The organism is Advenella sp. FME57, assembly GCF_014897675.1.
Taxonomy (GTDB): Bacteria; Pseudomonadota; Gammaproteobacteria; order Burkholderiales; family Burkholderiaceae_B; genus Advenella.
Genome location: NZ_JABUXU010000011.1, coordinates 20,467 through 36,953, shown reverse-complemented (window position 1 = coordinate 36,953; position 16,487 = coordinate 20,467). Strand labels below are relative to the sequence as shown.

Here is a 16,487-nt window from a genome sequence, read left to right as displayed (position 1 = left end):
CTCACCCCAGCATTCTGGTGGCGATCGCCATGATGAACAGCGTATAGGCCGCTGCCACCACGTCGTCCCACATGACGCCGAACCCGTTTTTGAGCGTACGATCAAAGTAGCCAATGGGTGGCGGTTTGACGATATCGAAAAAGCGAAAAAGGATAAAGGCGACCAATTGCCAGCCCAGGTTCATGGGCGCCACCAGCAAAAGGACCGCCCAGAAGGCGACCATCTCGTCCCAGACGATGCCGCCGTGGTCATCCACATGCATTTCCTGTGCGACGCGATGGCAGCAATAGACGCCGTAAGCAAAGCCGATCAGAATGAACAGCGCCATGTAAAAATCGGTGCCCAGCACAAAACTGAGCGGCCACCAGAGCACCCAGGCCAGCAGGGTGCCCCAGGTTCCGGATCCCGGTCTGATCAGCCCGGCGCCAAGCCCAAAGGCAAAGAAGCGGTGGGCATCAGCCCGGATCCAGCCGAAAGTAGGCCATTGTGCGTTCACGGTCGTTTTGGTGCCAGCGGCATTGTGTATCGTTTGCGTATGAATTTCTTCTATCATGCTATTACTTCTGTGTGTACGGCTTGCGCCGACGAGCTGGCCGGAAATGGTCGAACCCCGCTGGAAGTGCGGAAATATCCTGTTGCGCAGCATCAAGTACCCGCAAACCCTGCCCGACGTGAACCTCGCCGATGCGCGTAAGCATCACAGGCAGGCTGGCAGCAATGGCTTGCAGTGCCGCTCTGGCGGTCTGCGGCGCCGTAAAACACAACTCGTAGACGTCACCCCCGCCCAATACGGACTGGCGCAATTGCTGCGGGTCATCGTCTGGCAGGCTAAGATTAACAGGCATTAAAGATTCATACAATACGGCAGCGACACCGCTGGCATGCAAAATATGTTTCAAGTCCTGCACCAGGCCGTCGGATAGGTCTATGACGGCATGCGCCAGTGGCCGCAGGGCAAACCCCAGGGACACACGTGGCTCGGGCCATTCCAGGGCATGCCGGGTGGCCTGAAGCATTTGTGTTTCGCGTTCGTTCAGAATTTCACCCGCCTTCTGACGCAGCAGCAGATTCAGGGCCCAGTCGGCAGCGCCCAGGGTGCCAGAAACCCAGATATCATCACCGGGCAGAGCCCGGCTGCGAAGCAAAAACGGCTGGGTCACTTCGCCCAGCACGGTAACGCTGATGACAATATCGTGTTCGCTGCGGGTGGTATCGCCACCGATAAGCGGGCATTGGTATTTGTCGGCCAGGCGGTTAAAGCCACGGGAAAACGCCGTCAGCCAATCGGCATCGTAACGCGGCAGCGCAATGCCCAGCAGACAACCGCGCGGCGTCGCCCCCATCGCGGCCAGGTCGGACAGGTTGACTGCCAGCGATTTATGGCCCAGCGATTCGGGGTCCACGTCGGAAAAGAAATGGCGCTCTTCGAGCAGCAGATCCTTGCTGACCGCCAGGGAGGTGCCAGCCGTGGGTGTCAGGATGGCGCAATCGTCCCCCACCGCAATATCAACAGACGCTGCGGGGCGGGTAAAAAAATTACGGATCAGATCAAATTCGCCGGACATAGGAACCGCTCTTCAATTGCACGAGCATCGCTTCACAAAAGCGTCCGGCTAGCGCCAGGCGCCGGCCAGAGCGCATCCGGTCGCCGAACCTAGGTCAGCGGCCGGCATTGACTTCGAGAGAACGCACGCGGGCCGCCAGTTTGTCCAGTACGCCATTGACAAATTTGAAGCCGTCGGTGCCGCCAAATTCCTTTGCCAGCTCCACTGCTTCGTTAATGGCAACTCTGTACGGAACATCCAGATGGTGAATGAGCTCGTAACTGCCGATGAGCAGAATGCCGTGCTCGATGGGTGAAAGTTCGTCCAGCGGGCGGTCGATATAGGGCACGAATGCTTCACGCAGCGCCGGCGCATCGGCAAAAACGCCATGCAACAACGTCTTGAACCAGACCGGATCGGCGTTTTCGAATTCCGGGCTGTCCTGGATGTGAGCGTCGATGGCGCCTGCCTCGCGCTGGTCAGTGTCGCCACTGACCAGCCAGGCATAGATACCCTGAAGGGCAAATTCGCGCGCCCGACGGCGCGCACTGCGATGCATTGTTTTATTATCCTGAGCCACTCGTTGTCCTATCGCCTTGGGGTATCTGCTACTTCTTCGGTTTCATCGTCTTCGTCGTCCTGGTCGTCGTCATCGTCCAGATCTTCGAAGTCATCATCTTCATCTTCCGACTCGGGCACCAGTGCGGCCGACAGATTGGCCATTTCCACGGCAACCTGGGCGCAATCCTTGCCTTTCTGTTCGGCACGGGCCTTGGCCTGCTCTTCATCTTCTGTCGTGAGAATACCATTGGCCACCGGCACATTGGTATCCATGGACACTCGGGTAATGGCCGCAGCACTTTCATTGCTGACGATTTCGAAGTGATAGGTTTCACCGCGAATGACCGCCCCCAGGGCGATCAGCGCATCAAATTCGTAGGTTTCGGCCATTTGCGCCAGCGTCAGGCCGACTTCGAGCGCGCCGGGCACAGTCACGACCATAATGTCGCGCTCGTCGACACCCAGCTCGCCAAGCTCGGCCAGGCAGGCTTCGAGCTCGGCAAAACCAATTTCCTCGTTAAATCGTGCGCACACGATACCGATATGCAGGCCTTCGCCATTCAGATCAGGGGCGAGTGTATAGGGTTTCATAGCCATTCCTTTAAAATCAGCGGGGGTCAGAAGAAGTTTCGTAACCTGTCACGGTAAGTGCATAACCAGTCATGCTTGGCATTTTACGTGGAAGTGCGAGCAGGCGCATCTTTCCGACGTTCAGTTCACGTAATATTTGCGCACCGATACCGTAAGTGCGCAGATCGTAGCGATCATCTCTGCGCGCGGTGCTCTCGGTTTCTCCCCATTTTTCCAGCGCCTCGATCAGGCCCTTTTGCGATCCCTGGCAGTTAAGCAGCACCAGAACGCCGGCCGGGCTGGCGGAAATAACTTCCAGCGCCTGTGCGATGCCCCAGCTGTGAGCATTGCGTTCCAGGTCCAGCAGATCCAGGACCGATACCGGCTCATGGACGCGCACCAGCGTTTCCTGGTCGGGATCGATAGCGCCATGCACCAGCGCAATATGCCCGGCGCCCGACATGCTGTCCTGATAGGATACCGCTTCGAACCGGCCGAAAGGTGTGTTCAGGGTCTTGCTGCCCAGGCGGCGAATCATGGATTCGTTTTCGCTGCGATACTGGATCAGATCGGCGATCGTGCCGATTTTCAGATTGTGTTCACGGGCGAAGGTAACCAGATCGGGAAGGCGCGCCATGCTGCCATCGGGTTTGAGAATTTCACAGATGACCGCGGCTGACGTCAGGCCTGCCATGGCAGTAAGGTCACAGCCCGCTTCGGTGTGCCCGGCACGGATCAGCACGCCGCCCGAAACGGCCTGGACCGGAAAGATATGTCCCGGGTTGACCAGATCCTGGGGCTTGGCGTTTTTGGCAACAGCCGCCTGAATAGTGCGGGCCCGGTCAGCGGCGGAAATGCCCGTAGTCACTCCCTCGGCCGCCTCGATGGACACGGTAAAGTTGGTGCCAAAGGAGGTGCCGTTGCGTGAGGCCATGAGCGGCAGCTCCAGCTGGCGGCAACGCTCTTCAGTGAGCGTCAGGCATACCAGGCCCCGGGCGTAGGTCACCATGAAGTTGATGGCCTCAGGCGTGACAAAGTCTGCCGCCATGACCAGATCACCTTCATTTTCGCGATCCTCTTCGTCGACCAGGATGACAATACGCCCCGCCTTGAGCTCTTCGACAATTTCAGAGACGGGAGAGATGGTGCAGTCGGGCACCAGAGATACAGGGGCGGCAGAAGTCATGATCGTGCTTGAATCCGGAAAGACTGGGCTGGCGCGGCGCACCAACAATGAGCAAAAGCGTTATTTTACCCTTTTCGCCCCTGTAAAAGGCGGCAAAACCCCCATTCAGTCCGAGGATTGTTGGGAGCCGCGCACCACTGCCGTCACCTCGATTTCCACTTTGGCCCGGTCTTCCACCAGGCCGGCCACCTGTACCGCCGTCATGGCGGGAAAATGCCGGCCGATAACATTGCGGTAATGCTCGCCAATCGCCGGATAAGCGGCCACATATTCGCGCTTGTCGGTGACGTACCAGTTCATGCGGACAATATCGGATGGCGCTGCCCCGCCCTCCCTGAGGATAGCCACGATATTTTCCAGGGTCTGGCGCACCTGTTCGCCCAGGTCGTCGGATTCAAACTGCTGCTGCCCGTTCCAGCCGATCTGGCCACCGACAAACAGCAGGCGGCTGCCGGCCTCGACGGTGATCATGGTGCCGTTGGCGTAGCCGCGGGGCTTGGTCCAGTCTGACGGTTGCAATATTTCCATGTTTCAATTCCCATTCCATTACCGGGTTTCGGTCATTTTTCTCAGAACAAAGCGCTGCAGCTTACCGGTTTCGGTGCGCGGCAACTGCTCAACAAATTCAATTTCGCGTGGATACTTGTAGGGCGCCGCTTCCTGCTTCACATAATCTTGCAGTGCCGCGACCAGTTCTGCGCCGGGCGTAAAGCCGTCGTTCAGCACAATATAGGCCTTGACGATCGCACCGCGCTCGGCGTCGCCGCGGCCCACCACCCCGCAATCGTTCACCGCTTCGTGAGTCATGAGCACGCTTTCGACTTCCGGACCAGCAATGTTGTATCCAGCCGAGACGATCATGTCATCGTCGCGCGCTCGATAATAAAAGTAGCCGTCTGCATCCATCACAAAAGCGTCGCCGGGCAGGTTCCACTGCTGCTGCACGTAACGAGACTGTCGCTCATCATCCAGATAACGGCAACCGGTCGGGCCGCGCACGGCCAGCCGGCCAAGCGTGCCGGGCGGCACCTCGTTCATATCGGCATCGACCACCCGCGCCTGGTAGCCGGGCACCACCCGCCCGATTGCCCCGTCCCGGATATCGTTACCGGTACTGGAAATATACACATGCATCATTTCCGTCCCCCCAATGCCATCTGTCATATTGATGCCGCTGGCCTTTTTCCATATCTGGCGCGTGTCATCGGGCAACGCTTCGCCAGCCGAGACGCAGACCCGCAGGGAATCGAGCGAATAGTCGTCGGCCAGGCCGGCCATCTTGCGATAGAAGGTGGGCGCCGTAAAGGTCATGGTCACCTTATGGTCCTGAATGATCTGTAAAAATGCGTCAGGGGTCAGCTTTTCCACCAGCAGGGTCGAGCCGCCGGCGCGCAATGGAAAGCACAGCAACCCGCCCAGCCCGAAAGTAAACGCCAGCGGCGGCGTGCCGCAAGCGATATCGGTCGCCCGGGTTTGCAGAACCTGGCTGGAAAAGGTATCGCACATGGCAAGCACATCGCGATGAAAATGGATGCAGCCCTTAGGTTTGCCGGTCGTGCCGCTGGTAAAGGCGATCATGCAGGGGTCGTCGCGCAGCGTCTGTGCGTCGTAGGGCGCATCGCTTTTGGTGTCGGCCCGCGCCTGCATGCTGTCTGGCGTCTGCGTGCCGAAAGCCATGATCTGCTGCAGCGTCGGGCAATAGTTCGGATTATCGGCGTTGCGGCAGTGCTCCAGCTCCTGCAGCAACCGTTCATCGCAAAGCGCTGCCTGCGCCTGTGAGATTGTCAGAATGGCGCTCAGCTCCCGGGCGCGCAACAGCGGCATGGTGGGCACAGCGACAATGCCCGCCTTCAGGCACGCCAGCAGCGCGCCAGCCATACCCACGTTATTGGGTCCGCGCAGCAACAGCCGGTTGCCCGATACCAGTCCCAGATCTTCGGTCAGCACCCGTGCCAGCTGATTGGTCCATTGCGCCAGCGCCTGATAGGTCATCTGCTTCTGCATACCGTCCTGCAACCAGCGCAATGCAATATTCTGGCCTCGCCCCTGCTGCACGTGGCGATCAATCAGTTCCACGGCACTATTGAGTTTCTCGGGATAGTGCAGTTGTGGCAAGTCGAACAGGTACTGTGGCTGCTGCCCGCTCTCGGGCAGATGTTCAATGACAAAGCGGTCTTGCAATCCTATCTGTGCTGGCATGTCTTGTCTCCTGGGTTGTCGGCTCAACCGGCGGCGCGGATGAGTCAGGAAGTCTTTGCTCCCGTTTCGATTCAGTCCCGCAATAATTCACGTGCAATAATCAGTTTCTGCACTTCGGTGGCGCCTTCGTAAATACGCAGGGCGCGAATATCCCGGTACAACCCTTCTACACACTCGCCGGCCACCACGCCCTGTCCGCCAAACAGCTGAACGGCCTTGTCAATAACCTGCTGCGCCGATTCAGTCGCAAACATCTTGGCCATGGCGGCTTCCTTGGTGGTTCTGGCCTGGTACACGTCGCGTCGCCAGGCGGCGCGATAGGTCAGCAGGCGGCTGGCGTCCAGCGCCGTTGCCATATCGCCCAACGTAGCTTGCGTCAGTTGCAGGTCGGCCAGTACACCGCCAAACATTTGGCGGGTCTTGCTGCGCGCCAGGGCTTCGTCCAGCGCCCTGGCGGCGAACCCGTTGGCGGCCGCCGCAACCGACGCGCGGAAAATATCCAGCACCTGCATCGCCAGCTTGAAGCCCTCGCCCTTGGTTCCCAGCAGGGCCTCGGCAGGCAGGCGGCACTGCTTCAGTTTGAGCACCGCCATCGGATGCGGCGCCATGACGTGAATGCGCTCGGACGTATCCAGCCCCTTCGTGTTGCTGTCCACGATAAAGGCGCTGATGCCCCGCGCGCTCGGCAGAAAATCGGTGCGCGCGAAGACACAATAAAAATCGGCAATGTCGCCATTGGAAATCCAGGTTTTGACGCCATCAAGAACATATTCGGATCCTTGCTGCGTGGCCTTGCAGGCCATGGCGGCCACATCGGACCCGGCATCGGGCTCGGACAGGGCGAAGGCAGCAATCAGCTCGCCTCGCGCCACGCGCGGCAGGTAGAATTTTTTCTGCGCCTCGGAGCCACCCAGCACAATGGCGCCGCTACCCAGGCCCTGCATGGCAAAGGCAAAGTCGGCCAGGCCGTGATAGCGCGCGAAGGTCTCGCGGATCAGGCAGATCATGCGTGAATCAATCTGCTCCAGCGCGCCGCCCCAACTTGCATTGGGCCCTGCCGGAACGGCATAACGCAGCCAGCCGCCTTCTCCCATCCGGCGCACCAGTTCGCGGCAGGTGTCATCGGTATTACCGTGCGGCACATTGCGCAGATTATCTTTTGCCCAGCGATCCAGTTCAACAACAACATGACGATGCTGCTCTTCAAAAAAAGGCCAGTCCAGAAACTCGTGGTCAGGCATGATCAGTCTCCCTCGAACACGGGTTTGTTTTTTGCCACAAAAGCATGATAGGCCCGATGAAAATCCCGGGTCTGCATACAGAGGGCCTGTGCATGGGCTTCGGCATCAATGGCGTCGTCCACACCCATATTCCATTCGTGATGAAGGCAATGCTTGGTGATGCCATTGGCAAAGGTCGGGCCCGCTGCAATCTGCGCTGCCATCGTGTGCGCAGCCGCCAGCACCTGGTCTGGCTCATGCAACTGGTTATAGAAGCCCCAGTGATGACCTTCCTGGCCAGACATGGAACGGCCGGTGTAGAGCAGTTCGCTGGCGCGGCCCTGGCCGATAATGCGTGGCAAAATCGCACACGCACCCATGTCTGCTCCCGCCAGGCCCACGCGGGTAAACAGAAAGGCGGTTTTGCTGTCGGCCGTACCCAGTCGAATATCGGACGCCATGGCCAGAATGGCGCCAGCGCCGGCACACACCCCTGCCACTGCTGCGATCACCGGCTGCGGGCACCCGCGCATGGCCTTGACCAGGTCGCCGGTCATCTGGGTAAAAGCAAGCAACTGGGGCATGGACATCCGGGTCAGCGGACCGATAATTTCATGCACATCGCCACCGGAACAAAAATTGCCGCCAGCGCCGGCGATGACCACTACCTTGATGTCACTGGCGCAGGACAAGGCGCGAAACAGATCACGCAATTCGGCATAAGATTCGAAGGTCAGCGGGTTTTTTCTTTCCGGCCGGTTCAGCGTAATGGTTGCCACCTTGTGGTCATCGCTGACCTGCCAGTCAAAATGCGTGGCCCGATAGCCTGCCAGCGGCTTATGCTGATCCTGCATGGGGTTGATGTCATCCGAAATAGTCATCGTATATCTCCTGTTTTCCTTCTGGTGAATGCATGGATTCTTTGGCATTCACATCTGTCATCGCTGCTTTCCGTACCCGCTCAACGCCGGGTGTTTTCATCTGCATAAGTGGACTATATTGTTCACTGCCCGGTGGTCGCGCCGTAGATCGTTCATAGGCAGGCCCTTAGGGATTCCTATCAAGTAGAGACAATTGACCACACGCCGTAGGCATCAGGCAAATAACTGCACTACGTTTTACCCGGCCATTTTCTCGCCGCCATCGACCGGTACGGCCTGCCCGTTGATACTGGCCGACTGTGGCAGGCACAACCACAGCACGGCATGCGCCACTTCCTCGGGTTGCACCAGCCTGCCCTGCGGATTGTTGCTGGCCAATGCCGCCTTTGCCTTGTCTGCGGCCATGCCGGTTTTGGCAACCATATTGGCCACGGCACCATCGAGCAGCGGCGTGTCGGTATAACCGGGGCATACGGCATTGACGGTAATATTCTTTGCGGCCAGCTCCAGGGCAAGGGCACGGGTCAGGCCTACCACCCCATGCTTGGCTGCACAATAAGCAGTCACATAGCCATAGCCCTTCAGCCCGGCAACGCTGGCCACATTCACAATACGCCCCCAGTCCTGCGCCAGCATGTCGGGCAGCACGGCGGCAATGCATTGATAGGTCCCGGTCAGATTAACCTGCAGCATCCGGTTCCAGAATTCGGTATCCATGCGGTCAAAGCGCTCGCTTTGCGCTTGCCCGGCATTGTTGACCAGAATACTGATCGGGCCAAAGTGCGCCCGCGCCGCGTCAAAGGCGCTGCCGATTGCCTTTTCATCTGTGATATCGGCCTGCACCGTGTGCACCCGCTGCGCATCTGCACCAAGGCTCGCCGCAGCCGCGGCCAGGCGCTCGCCATTGCGGGCCAGCAGCGTCACCCGGGCGCCGGCATCCAGCACCAGGCGTGCCACTTCAAGCCCGATCCCCTGACTGGCGCCGGTAATCAGGACGTGGCGATCCTCCAAAGAAGGTGTAGCGGTCTGCTTCATGATGGTTTATCCGTTCTGCATTGATTGGGCCCGTTCAAACAGGGTCTCGATTTGGCGTTTGCCGGCGCTGTACTGCTGGGGCCAGTTCACTTGCGTATAGCCGATCTTGGCGGTTTCGCTCAGCGTCCAGGCCGGGTTGGCCAGATGGGGGCGGCCAATGGCGCACAAATCTGCACGGCCCGACGCAATAATACTGTTGACCTGGTCGGCCTCTGTGATGGCGCCGACCGCCATGGTCGCAATCCCTTCCTGATTGCGGATCTCGTCAGCAAATGGCGTCTGGTACATGCGCCCATACACCGGCTTCTGTTCGGGGCTGACCTGACCTGACGAGCAATCGATCAGATCGGCGCCCGCCGCTTTGAAGGCCCGGGCAATCAGCACCGCATCGTCTGCCGTAATGCCACCCTCGACCCAGTCGCTGGCCGAGATACGCACATTGAGCGGTCGATCTTCAGGCCACACCGCACGCATCGCTTTAAATACTTCAAGGGGAAAACGCAGGCCGTTTTCCAACGCGCCCCCGTAGGCATCCGTGCGCTGATTGGTCAATGGCGAAATAAAGCACGACAACAAATAGCCATGTGCGCAATGCAGTTCAAGCACATCAAACCCCGCCTGGGCGGCAAGCCGGGTGGACTGCACGAACTGCTCAGTAATTTGCTGCATGTCCGCCGCATCCAGCGCCTTGGGCACTTGCGAGACGTCTGGCAAATACGGCAAGGGGGACGCCGAGACCAGCGGCCAGTTGTCTGATTCCAGTGGCATATCGATACCATCCCAGGCCGCTTTGGTCGACCCCTTGCGACCCGCATGGCCCAATTGGATGCCGATTTTTGCATCCGATTGCGCGTGAACCGCCTGCACGATGTGTTGCCAGGCCTGCAACTGGGTAGTATTCCACAGGCCCGGGCAATGCGGTGTGATCCGCGCCTGAGGCGACACGCAGGTCATTTCAACCATGACCAGTCCGGCCCCGCCCAGGGCGCGCGCCAGCAAATGCTGGAAATGAAAGTCGCCGGGCACCCCGTCAACGCACGAGTACATGGCCATGGGCGAGACCACGATCCGGTTTTTCAATACCACAGAGCGCAGGCTGAAGGGCGTCCACATGGGTGGGATCGCAGCGGCACCGTTGTCCGCGCCTGCTGCCCTCTCACGAGCCCTGGTCTGGCTGGCCTGACGGCTGAACCAGCTTTCAAAATGATGCATCCACTGCGGATCGCGCAGCCGCAGGTTTTCATGTGAAATACGCTGCGAGCGTGTCAGCAGCGAATAGGCAAACTGCTCCGGCGCCAGGCGGCTATAGCGTTTGACATTCTCGAACCATTCGGTGGAATTGCGCGCCGCATTCTGGATTTTCAGCACTTCGATGCTGCGCTGCGCTTCGTAGTGCGTTAGCGCTGCGCCGACATCATCGTGGGTGCGAAAACTGCTGGCCAGCTCTATGGCGTCTTCCAGCGCCAGCTTGGTTCCCGAACCGATGGAAAAATGCGCGGTATGCGCGGCATCGCCCATAAGCACCACGGGTACGGTTTTACCGTTAGGCAGGCGCTGCTGATGCACCCACTGCTCGCAAATGACGCGGGGAAACTGAATCCAGATGGCCGCTCCACGCAAATGCTTGGCATTGGATAACAGCTTGTGACCATCCAGCCACGGCGCAAAGAGGGCCTCACAATAGGCAATGCCCTCCTCCTGCGACATCGTGTCGATCCCGGCAGCGCGCCACGTTTCGTCCCGGGTTTCCACGATGAAGGTGGACATGCCCTCTTCATATTGATAGGCGTGCGCCTGAAACCATCCATGTTCTGTATTGACAAAGGCAAAGGTAAACGCATCAAACGTCTTTTGCGTGCCCAGCCAGACAAAACGGCAGCGCCGGGTGTCGATATCCGGTTTGAATGTATCGGCATAGCGCGTCCGGATGCGACTATTGATGCCGTCGGACGCAATGACCAGATCCGCATCGTAATCCATTGCCATGGCCTGGTCGTCTTCGGCCACCGTCTCGAACACCAGTTCCACGCCAAGATCCAGGCAGCGCTGCTGCAGGATATTGAGCATCTTCTTGCGGCCGATGCCGATAAACCCGTGTCCGCCGCTGCGGATCGTGGTCTGGCCGATATGTATATCGATATCGTCCCAATGGTTGAATTGGCGAATGATCTGTTCCGCTGTAGGCAGATCGGCCTTTTTCAAGTTTTCCAGCGTGGCGTCAGAAAACACCACTCCCCAGCCGAAGGTATCAAACGGACGGTTGCGTTCTATGACCACTATCCGGTCCTGGGGATTGCGTTTTTTCAACAGCAGCCCGGCATATAAACCAGCTGGGCCGCCACCGATACATACAATATTCATGACAGATCCTTTGAATGCGGTCTGTGGCCGTTGCCTGCCCAGCCGCTGCCTTTCTGGCGCCGCCGTACAGACACAAGAGTGCAGCACTGCGGTTTTGCCTCTTTCAAAATTGTGATTTATTTTAAGTTTAAACTAATTTATAATGCACTACAAACTTTTTTTAAACAGGCGACAATGGCTGCCTCATGCCAAGCGTGGGCACCCGAACGAACCGGACTGCGTTTACAATCTGCCCGGCCCTACATGAACGGCTATGTCGTTTTATTTACGTTTATTTCAGCAGGAGCAGTTATGCAACACGATCTGGAAACCCGCGCAGCAACCATTGATCACTCCGAATTGCGTCTGTGGCTACGCCTGCTTACCTGCACCAGCCTGATCGAAAATCGCATCCGCAATTATCTGCGCGTGCAATTCGATTGCACCTTGCCGCGCTTCGACCTGATGGCGCAACTGGCCAAGGAACCGCAAGGCATGCGGATGGGAGATCTGTCTGCAAGACTGATGGTCAGCAACGGCAACGTGACCACCATTGCCAATCAGCTGGAAAAAGAAGGGCTGATCCTGCGCAAGGTCAGCAGTGAAGACCGCCGCAGTACCTTTTTGCGGCTCAGCGCAAAGGGACGCCGACAATTTGACCAAATGGCCTCGGCTCATGAAGCCTGGCTCCAGGACATGTTCAGCGGGATGCCCAAGGGCAATCAGAAGGAGCTGTATACGCTGCTGGCCGATCTGAAGCAGGCAGCACTTGCATCCCAGCAGTGACACGGCCCGTGCAAGGATGCTGTTTTCAGCGTGACTTCACGCATGACGCCGCCTGACCACGGTGCCCGGGTTATGCCATGCCGACGCCGGTGAAATGCCATGCCGGTGCCGACGCCAGGGTGAGAACGCCCGGCCTCAAGACAGCAGCAGTCATGCCGACGTTTGGCGACCTTACAGCTTGTCGACTTTGCGACTGTCGGCATTTTCGCCACCGCTGCCAGCGACAGCAATCGGGTAAAATAGTCTTTTTTGACTATCCTGGCAACAATCGGCGATATCTTTCTTTGGAGCAGTACGGATGAATGCGGCAACGATTCAGCAAAACGATCAATCAATCCACCAGACAGATCTGTTGGTGATCGGTGGCGGGATCAATGGGACTGGCATTGCGCGTGATGCGGCAGGACGCGGCCTGTCCGTATTGCTCTGTGAACAGGATGATCTGGCCAGCGCCACTTCATCGGCCAGCAGCAAACTGATCCATGGCGGGCTGCGCTATCTGGAACAATACGAATTCCGTCTGGTGCGCGAAGCGCTGGCCGAGCGCGAAGTGTTGTTGAATATCGCCCCTCATATTGTGCGGCCCTTGCGCTTCGTACTGCCGCACGATCACACCCTGCGTCCCGTATGGATGATCCGTGCGGGACTCTTTCTCTACGATCATCTGGCCAAGCGCTCCGCGCGCCTGCCAGGGTCCCGTCATATCCGTCTGGATGATGACTCGCCATTTGCCCGACCCATGAGCGAGCGCATCAAACAGGGCTTTATTTACTCCGATTGCCAGGTGGATGATTCCAGGCTGGTCGTGCTCAACGCCATGGATGCGCAAGCGCGCGGCGCGCAGATTCTTACGCAGACAACCTGCACCGGCGCACACATTGAAGAAGGTCGCTGGCTGGTGACCCTGCAGGATGTCACGGGCCGCCACTTGCAGGTGAGCGCCAAGGTGCTGGTCAACGCCGCCGGCCCCTGGGTTGATAACGTACTCGGAACGCTGCACGACCCCGATGCCCAGCCACGCAATCACCTGCGCCTGATCAAAGGCAGCCACCTGGTGACGCGCAAGCTATACGAAGGCGATCATGCCTATATCCTGCAGAATGATGACAAGCGGATCGTTTTCATCACTCCGCATCGCGATGTCTATTCCATGATCGGCACTACCGATGTGGATTTCCATGGCGATGCGCGTGGCGCGCACATTTCCGAAGAGGAAACCGATTATCTGCTGTCGGTGGTCAATCGATATCTGCGCCAGCCGGTGCAGCGCGACGCCATTGTCTCAAGCTGGGCCGGTGTGCGACCATTGTATGATGACGCGCAAGGCCAGGCTGCTGCTGTCACCCGCGATTATGTCTTTGATGTGAGCGGCGGCAAAAACGGCGAACCGGCCATGCTATCGATTTTTGGCGGCAAGATCACCACTTATCGCAAACTGGCCGAACATGCGCTGGAAAAACTCCAGCCGTATCTGAAACAGGGGCCGGCCTGGACCGCCACGGCACCGCTGCCAGGCGGCCAATTGCCCGACCTGGACCCGCAGCGCTACACGCAGCAATTGCAGGCGCGCTACCCCTGGCTGGATGCTGCGCTGCTTGCCCGCCTGGTGGCTGCCTACGGATCTATGACAACTGAAATTATCGGCGATGCCGATTCCGTTGCAGGTCTGGGTATGCATTTCGGACACGGCCTGTACGAGGCCGAAGCGCGCTGGCTGATCAATCGCGAGTGGGCGCAAAGCACCCAGGATATCCTGTGGCGCCGCACCCGGCTGGGCCTCAAGTTCAGCGTCGGGCAACAACAAACACTGGAACACTGGCTCACCGGAACAACCCTGGCGGCGGCCATGGCGCGCGACACGTTTTTTGAGTCGGCCCGGTCACGTTAATTAGTCGCGATAAATTAGTCGCGATAATCTAGCCACGCTAATAATCTAGCCACGCTCGCCGATGGCAGGAACCGTTGCGCGCAACGTTGTTTACGCGTCGGCCATGCAAGCCACAACTGTACCATATGCAAAAACCCTTGTAGCCTAGCAGGCAATGTATTTCTTATTTATGACATGTCATCAAATATGCATACCTGGGGTGTTACTATGCCAGCTACAAATCCCCTTCCCCTTTACAGTGTAATTACATCAATCACGACTATGTCTGAACAGGAACTCAAGCTACATGTGCCTGCGTCTGCCGCTGCGCAAGTAGAAAAGGCGCTGAAAAAAGCAAAATGCGAAACTATCTCGCTGCGCGCCATGTATTTTGATACAGCAGATCGCGAGCTGGCCAAATCAAAAATCGCCATCAGGCTACGCCTGGAAGGCGACAACTGGGTACAAACGCTGAAAATGCCCGGCAGCAATGCGCTGACCAAGCTGGAACTGAACCACAATCGCCCCAGCCCGGTGCTGGATTTAAGTTTGTACGCAGGCACGCCGGCCGAGGCCGCCCTGCTCAAACTGGCCAAGCCGCTGGAGCTGCGCTACGAAACAGATATCACCCGGTTGTATCGGCGCCAGCGCACGCGCAAGGGCACTATAGAGATCGCCTTCGATACCGGTGTCATTCGTGCGGCCGAGCTGGAATTGCCGGTATCCGAAGTGGAGTTCGAACTGGTTTCGGGCTCACCCGAAGCAATCTTTGAGATCGGAAAAAAATGGCTGTCGCAATATAAGCTGATTCTGGACTTGCGCAGCAAGTCACAGCGTGGCGATGCCCTGGCTCAATCTGCAGTCAATATCAGGCGCTCGGACACCGCTACCGTAAAGAATGCGGTGCGCAACAACGAAGTGCTGCGTTTCTGGGCGCCCCGCAAGGCACGCGCCTACGAAATCGACAAACAGGACAGCGCCACGCAGGCGCTGGTCTCGGTCACGACTGAATGCCTGGAACAAATCTGTGCCAACGCCGGCGCCCTGGCCGAAATTGATACGCTGGGCGTCGTTGCGGTAGGCCGCCCCGAACATGTGCATCAATTGCGTATCGGCATGCGGCGCCTGACCAGCAACTGGAAGTTGTTTAGCGGCCTGGCCTGGCTGCCCGAACAGGACGTGCGCGATGAGCTTCGCGTGCACCTGGGTCGATTCGGCGCCACGCGTGATCTGGACGTCATGCTCGCGACCGTGGTGCCGGTCCTGAACGATGCAGGCATGCCCACCATGCAGTTCAGTTCGCATGAAGAAGGCGCCACACCTCACGACATCGCCAAAGACCCGTCATTTCAGCAATGGGTGCTGCGGCTGCTGGAGTGGACTGTCCTGACACCAACAACCGATCCCGTGGCTCCCATCGAGGATGACACCGAACAGGTTCAAACGGACGCGGTTGAAGACGCACAACCGGGCGAGCAAACGCAGGATGAGCAGGCAGCGACCGAGCAGAGCGCTGAAGCAGCAGCGCCCGCCGCAGCCGGTGCATCAACCCAGATTGAACCGATCATTATCCCCCTGACGCCGCTGCCACACGGCCGCCCTGTTCTGCGCAGATTGCTGGAGCAGCGCCTGAACAAATGGAACAGGCAAATCGTTCGTCACTGGAAAACCGAAGATAAATCGGATATCGAGTCGTATCATGACCTGCGCAAACGCATCAAGCGCATGCGTTACGCACTGAACGTATACGAAGGCTTGCGCCCCAATTGCAACCTGAACGGGTATGTCAAAAAGCTGGCAGCAGCGCAGGAAGTATTCGGCAATCTGAACGATATGTCTACTGCCCTCACGTTCTTCAGCGCTCATACGCAAACCCATCCCGCCGCCTGGTTCGCCGTGGGCTGGCTTACCGCCACGCTTGAAACGCTGAAACACCAGGCCGATGAAGCGCTAACGCATATCCCCGCGAAAATCCGCTACGACTGACACACCACCTGATCGTGAGCATGGTCATGGTCACGATCAGCACCGTAAAAAAAGCACCCTGCAAGCTCGGATGATCTATCCGGGTTTGCAGGGTGTCTTTTTGTACTAAATCTTTTTTACTAAAGGGGACTTACTCAAGGGCTGTTGAGAGGATGACGGCCAAGCATCCCGTCGGCGTCTCATCAGTCGCATTGCCAGCCGTTGATGGTTATCCCGTTGCACAAAGAAACAAGCCTGCGCCCAACCAAGAAACGCTCGTCCTGCGACAGGCAGGCAGCGTGTGCTGGGCGCGCCAGAGGTTGCGCTATAGGC

Annotated in this window: 14 protein-coding genes; 3 read left to right on the top strand and 11 right to left on the bottom strand. The window is 58.3% G+C overall.

Features of this window, described 5'->3' with window-relative positions:
• Position 1: 1 nt before the first annotated feature.
• The 11 genes from INT32_RS13690 to INT32_RS13640 all read right to left on the bottom strand — a co-directional run bounded on the left by INT32_RS13690 (position 2) and on the right by INT32_RS13640 (position 11,557).
• Positions 2–553, bottom strand: a complete 552-nt coding sequence (locus tag INT32_RS13690; protein ID WP_193089299.1) for a phosphatidylglycerophosphatase A — start codon at positions 551–553, stop codon at positions 2–4.
• Between the two features lie 4 nt (positions 554–557).
• Positions 558–1,565, bottom strand: coding sequence for a thiamine-phosphate kinase (gene thiL, locus INT32_RS13685; protein ID WP_193089298.1), 1,008 nt, complete (start codon positions 1,563–1,565; stop codon positions 558–560).
• Between the two features lie 94 nt (positions 1,566–1,659).
• Complete coding sequence (gene nusB / locus INT32_RS13680) at positions 1,660–2,103, bottom strand: transcription antitermination factor NusB (protein WP_193089428.1); 444 nt, start codon at positions 2,101–2,103, stop codon at positions 1,660–1,662.
• A 29-nt stretch (positions 2,104–2,132) separates the two neighbouring features.
• Entirely contained in the window at positions 2,133–2,696 is a 564-nt protein-coding gene (ribH, locus tag INT32_RS13675; RefSeq protein WP_130304539.1) for a 6,7-dimethyl-8-ribityllumazine synthase, read from the bottom strand.
• A 16-nt stretch (positions 2,697–2,712) separates the two neighbouring features.
• Positions 2,713–3,861, bottom strand: a complete 1,149-nt coding sequence (gene ribBA, locus INT32_RS13670) for a bifunctional 3,4-dihydroxy-2-butanone-4-phosphate synthase/GTP cyclohydrolase II (RefSeq protein WP_193089297.1) — start codon at positions 3,859–3,861, stop codon at positions 2,713–2,715.
• Between the two features lie 105 nt (positions 3,862–3,966).
• Entirely contained in the window at positions 3,967–4,389 is a 423-nt protein-coding gene (locus INT32_RS13665; protein ID WP_193089296.1) for a RidA family protein, read from the bottom strand.
• Positions 4,390–4,407: 18 nt separating this feature from the next.
• Positions 4,408–6,060, bottom strand: a complete 1,653-nt coding sequence (locus tag INT32_RS13660; protein WP_193089295.1) for an AMP-binding protein — start codon at positions 6,058–6,060, stop codon at positions 4,408–4,410.
• A 71-nt stretch (positions 6,061–6,131) separates the two neighbouring features.
• Entirely contained in the window at positions 6,132–7,301 is a 1,170-nt protein-coding gene (locus INT32_RS13655; protein ID WP_193089294.1) for an acyl-CoA dehydrogenase family protein, read from the bottom strand.
• Between the two features lie 2 nt (positions 7,302–7,303).
• Positions 7,304–8,161, bottom strand: a complete 858-nt coding sequence (locus INT32_RS13650) for an enoyl-CoA hydratase family protein (protein WP_193089293.1) — start codon at positions 8,159–8,161, stop codon at positions 7,304–7,306.
• 237 nt (positions 8,162–8,398) lie between these two features.
• The gene (locus INT32_RS13645; RefSeq protein WP_193089292.1) at positions 8,399–9,196 is read right to left on the bottom strand and encodes an SDR family NAD(P)-dependent oxidoreductase; all 798 of its coding nucleotides are present in this window, start codon (positions 9,194–9,196) and stop codon (positions 8,399–8,401) included.
• Between the two features lie 6 nt (positions 9,197–9,202).
• A complete protein-coding gene (locus INT32_RS13640; protein WP_193089291.1) occupies positions 9,203–11,557 on the bottom strand; it encodes a bifunctional salicylyl-CoA 5-hydroxylase/oxidoreductase in 2,355 nt (784 codons plus the stop codon).
• A 291-nt stretch (positions 11,558–11,848) separates the two neighbouring features.
• Here INT32_RS13640 and INT32_RS13635 point away from each other — a divergent pair, with 291 nt between their 5' ends.
• The 3 genes from INT32_RS13635 to INT32_RS13625 all read left to right on the top strand — a co-directional run bounded on the left by INT32_RS13635 (position 11,849) and on the right by INT32_RS13625 (position 16,175).
• Entirely contained in the window at positions 11,849–12,322 is a 474-nt protein-coding gene (locus INT32_RS13635; protein WP_193089290.1) for a MarR family winged helix-turn-helix transcriptional regulator, read from the top strand.
• 298 nt (positions 12,323–12,620) lie between these two features.
• Positions 12,621–14,210 (top strand): glycerol-3-phosphate dehydrogenase, encoded by a 1,590-nt coding sequence (gene glpD / locus INT32_RS13630; RefSeq protein ID WP_193089289.1) that lies wholly within the window; start codon positions 12,621–12,623, stop codon positions 14,208–14,210.
• A gap of 261 nt (positions 14,211–14,471) precedes the next feature.
• On the top strand, positions 14,472–16,175 hold the full coding sequence (locus INT32_RS13625; protein ID WP_193089288.1) for a CYTH and CHAD domain-containing protein: 1,704 nt from the start codon (positions 14,472–14,474) through the stop codon (positions 16,173–16,175).
• Positions 16,176–16,487 lie beyond the last annotated feature (312 nt).

Excerpts from the sequence above, each read along its gene's own strand:
- INT32_RS13690 (WP_193089299.1), bottom strand. The coding sequence starts at position 553 with ATGATAGAAGAAATTCATACGCAAACGATACACAATGCCGCTGGCACC.
- ribBA (WP_193089297.1), bottom strand. The coding sequence starts at position 3,861 with ATGACTTCTGCCGCCCCTGTATCTCTGGTGCCCGACTGCACCATCTCT.
- INT32_RS13660 (WP_193089295.1), bottom strand. The coding sequence starts at position 6,060 with ATGCCAGCACAGATAGGATTGCAAGACCGCTTTGTCATTGAACATCTG.
- INT32_RS13655 (WP_193089294.1), bottom strand. The coding sequence starts at position 7,301 with ATGCCTGACCACGAGTTTCTGGACTGGCCTTTTTTTGAAGAGCAGCAT.
- nusB (WP_193089428.1), bottom strand. The coding sequence starts at position 2,103 with ATGCATCGCAGTGCGCGCCGTCGGGCGCGCGAATTTGCCCTTCAGGGT.
- glpD (WP_193089289.1), top strand. The coding sequence starts at position 12,621 with ATGAATGCGGCAACGATTCAGCAAAACGATCAATCAATCCACCAGACA.
- INT32_RS13650 (WP_193089293.1), bottom strand. The coding sequence starts at position 8,161 with ATGACTATTTCGGATGACATCAACCCCATGCAGGATCAGCATAAGCCG.
- INT32_RS13665 (WP_193089296.1), bottom strand. The coding sequence starts at position 4,389 with ATGGAAATATTGCAACCGTCAGACTGGACCAAGCCCCGCGGCTACGCC.
- INT32_RS13625 (WP_193089288.1), top strand. The coding sequence starts at position 14,472 with ATGTCTGAACAGGAACTCAAGCTACATGTGCCTGCGTCTGCCGCTGCG.
- ribH (WP_130304539.1), bottom strand. The coding sequence starts at position 2,696 with ATGAAACCCTATACACTCGCCCCTGATCTGAATGGCGAAGGCCTGCAT.
- INT32_RS13635 (WP_193089290.1), top strand. The coding sequence starts at position 11,849 with ATGCAACACGATCTGGAAACCCGCGCAGCAACCATTGATCACTCCGAA.
- thiL (WP_193089298.1), bottom strand. The coding sequence starts at position 1,565 with ATGTCCGGCGAATTTGATCTGATCCGTAATTTTTTTACCCGCCCCGCA.
- INT32_RS13640 (WP_193089291.1), bottom strand. The coding sequence starts at position 11,557 with ATGAATATTGTATGTATCGGTGGCGGCCCAGCTGGTTTATATGCCGGG.
- INT32_RS13645 (WP_193089292.1), bottom strand. The coding sequence starts at position 9,196 with ATGAAGCAGACCGCTACACCTTCTTTGGAGGATCGCCACGTCCTGATT.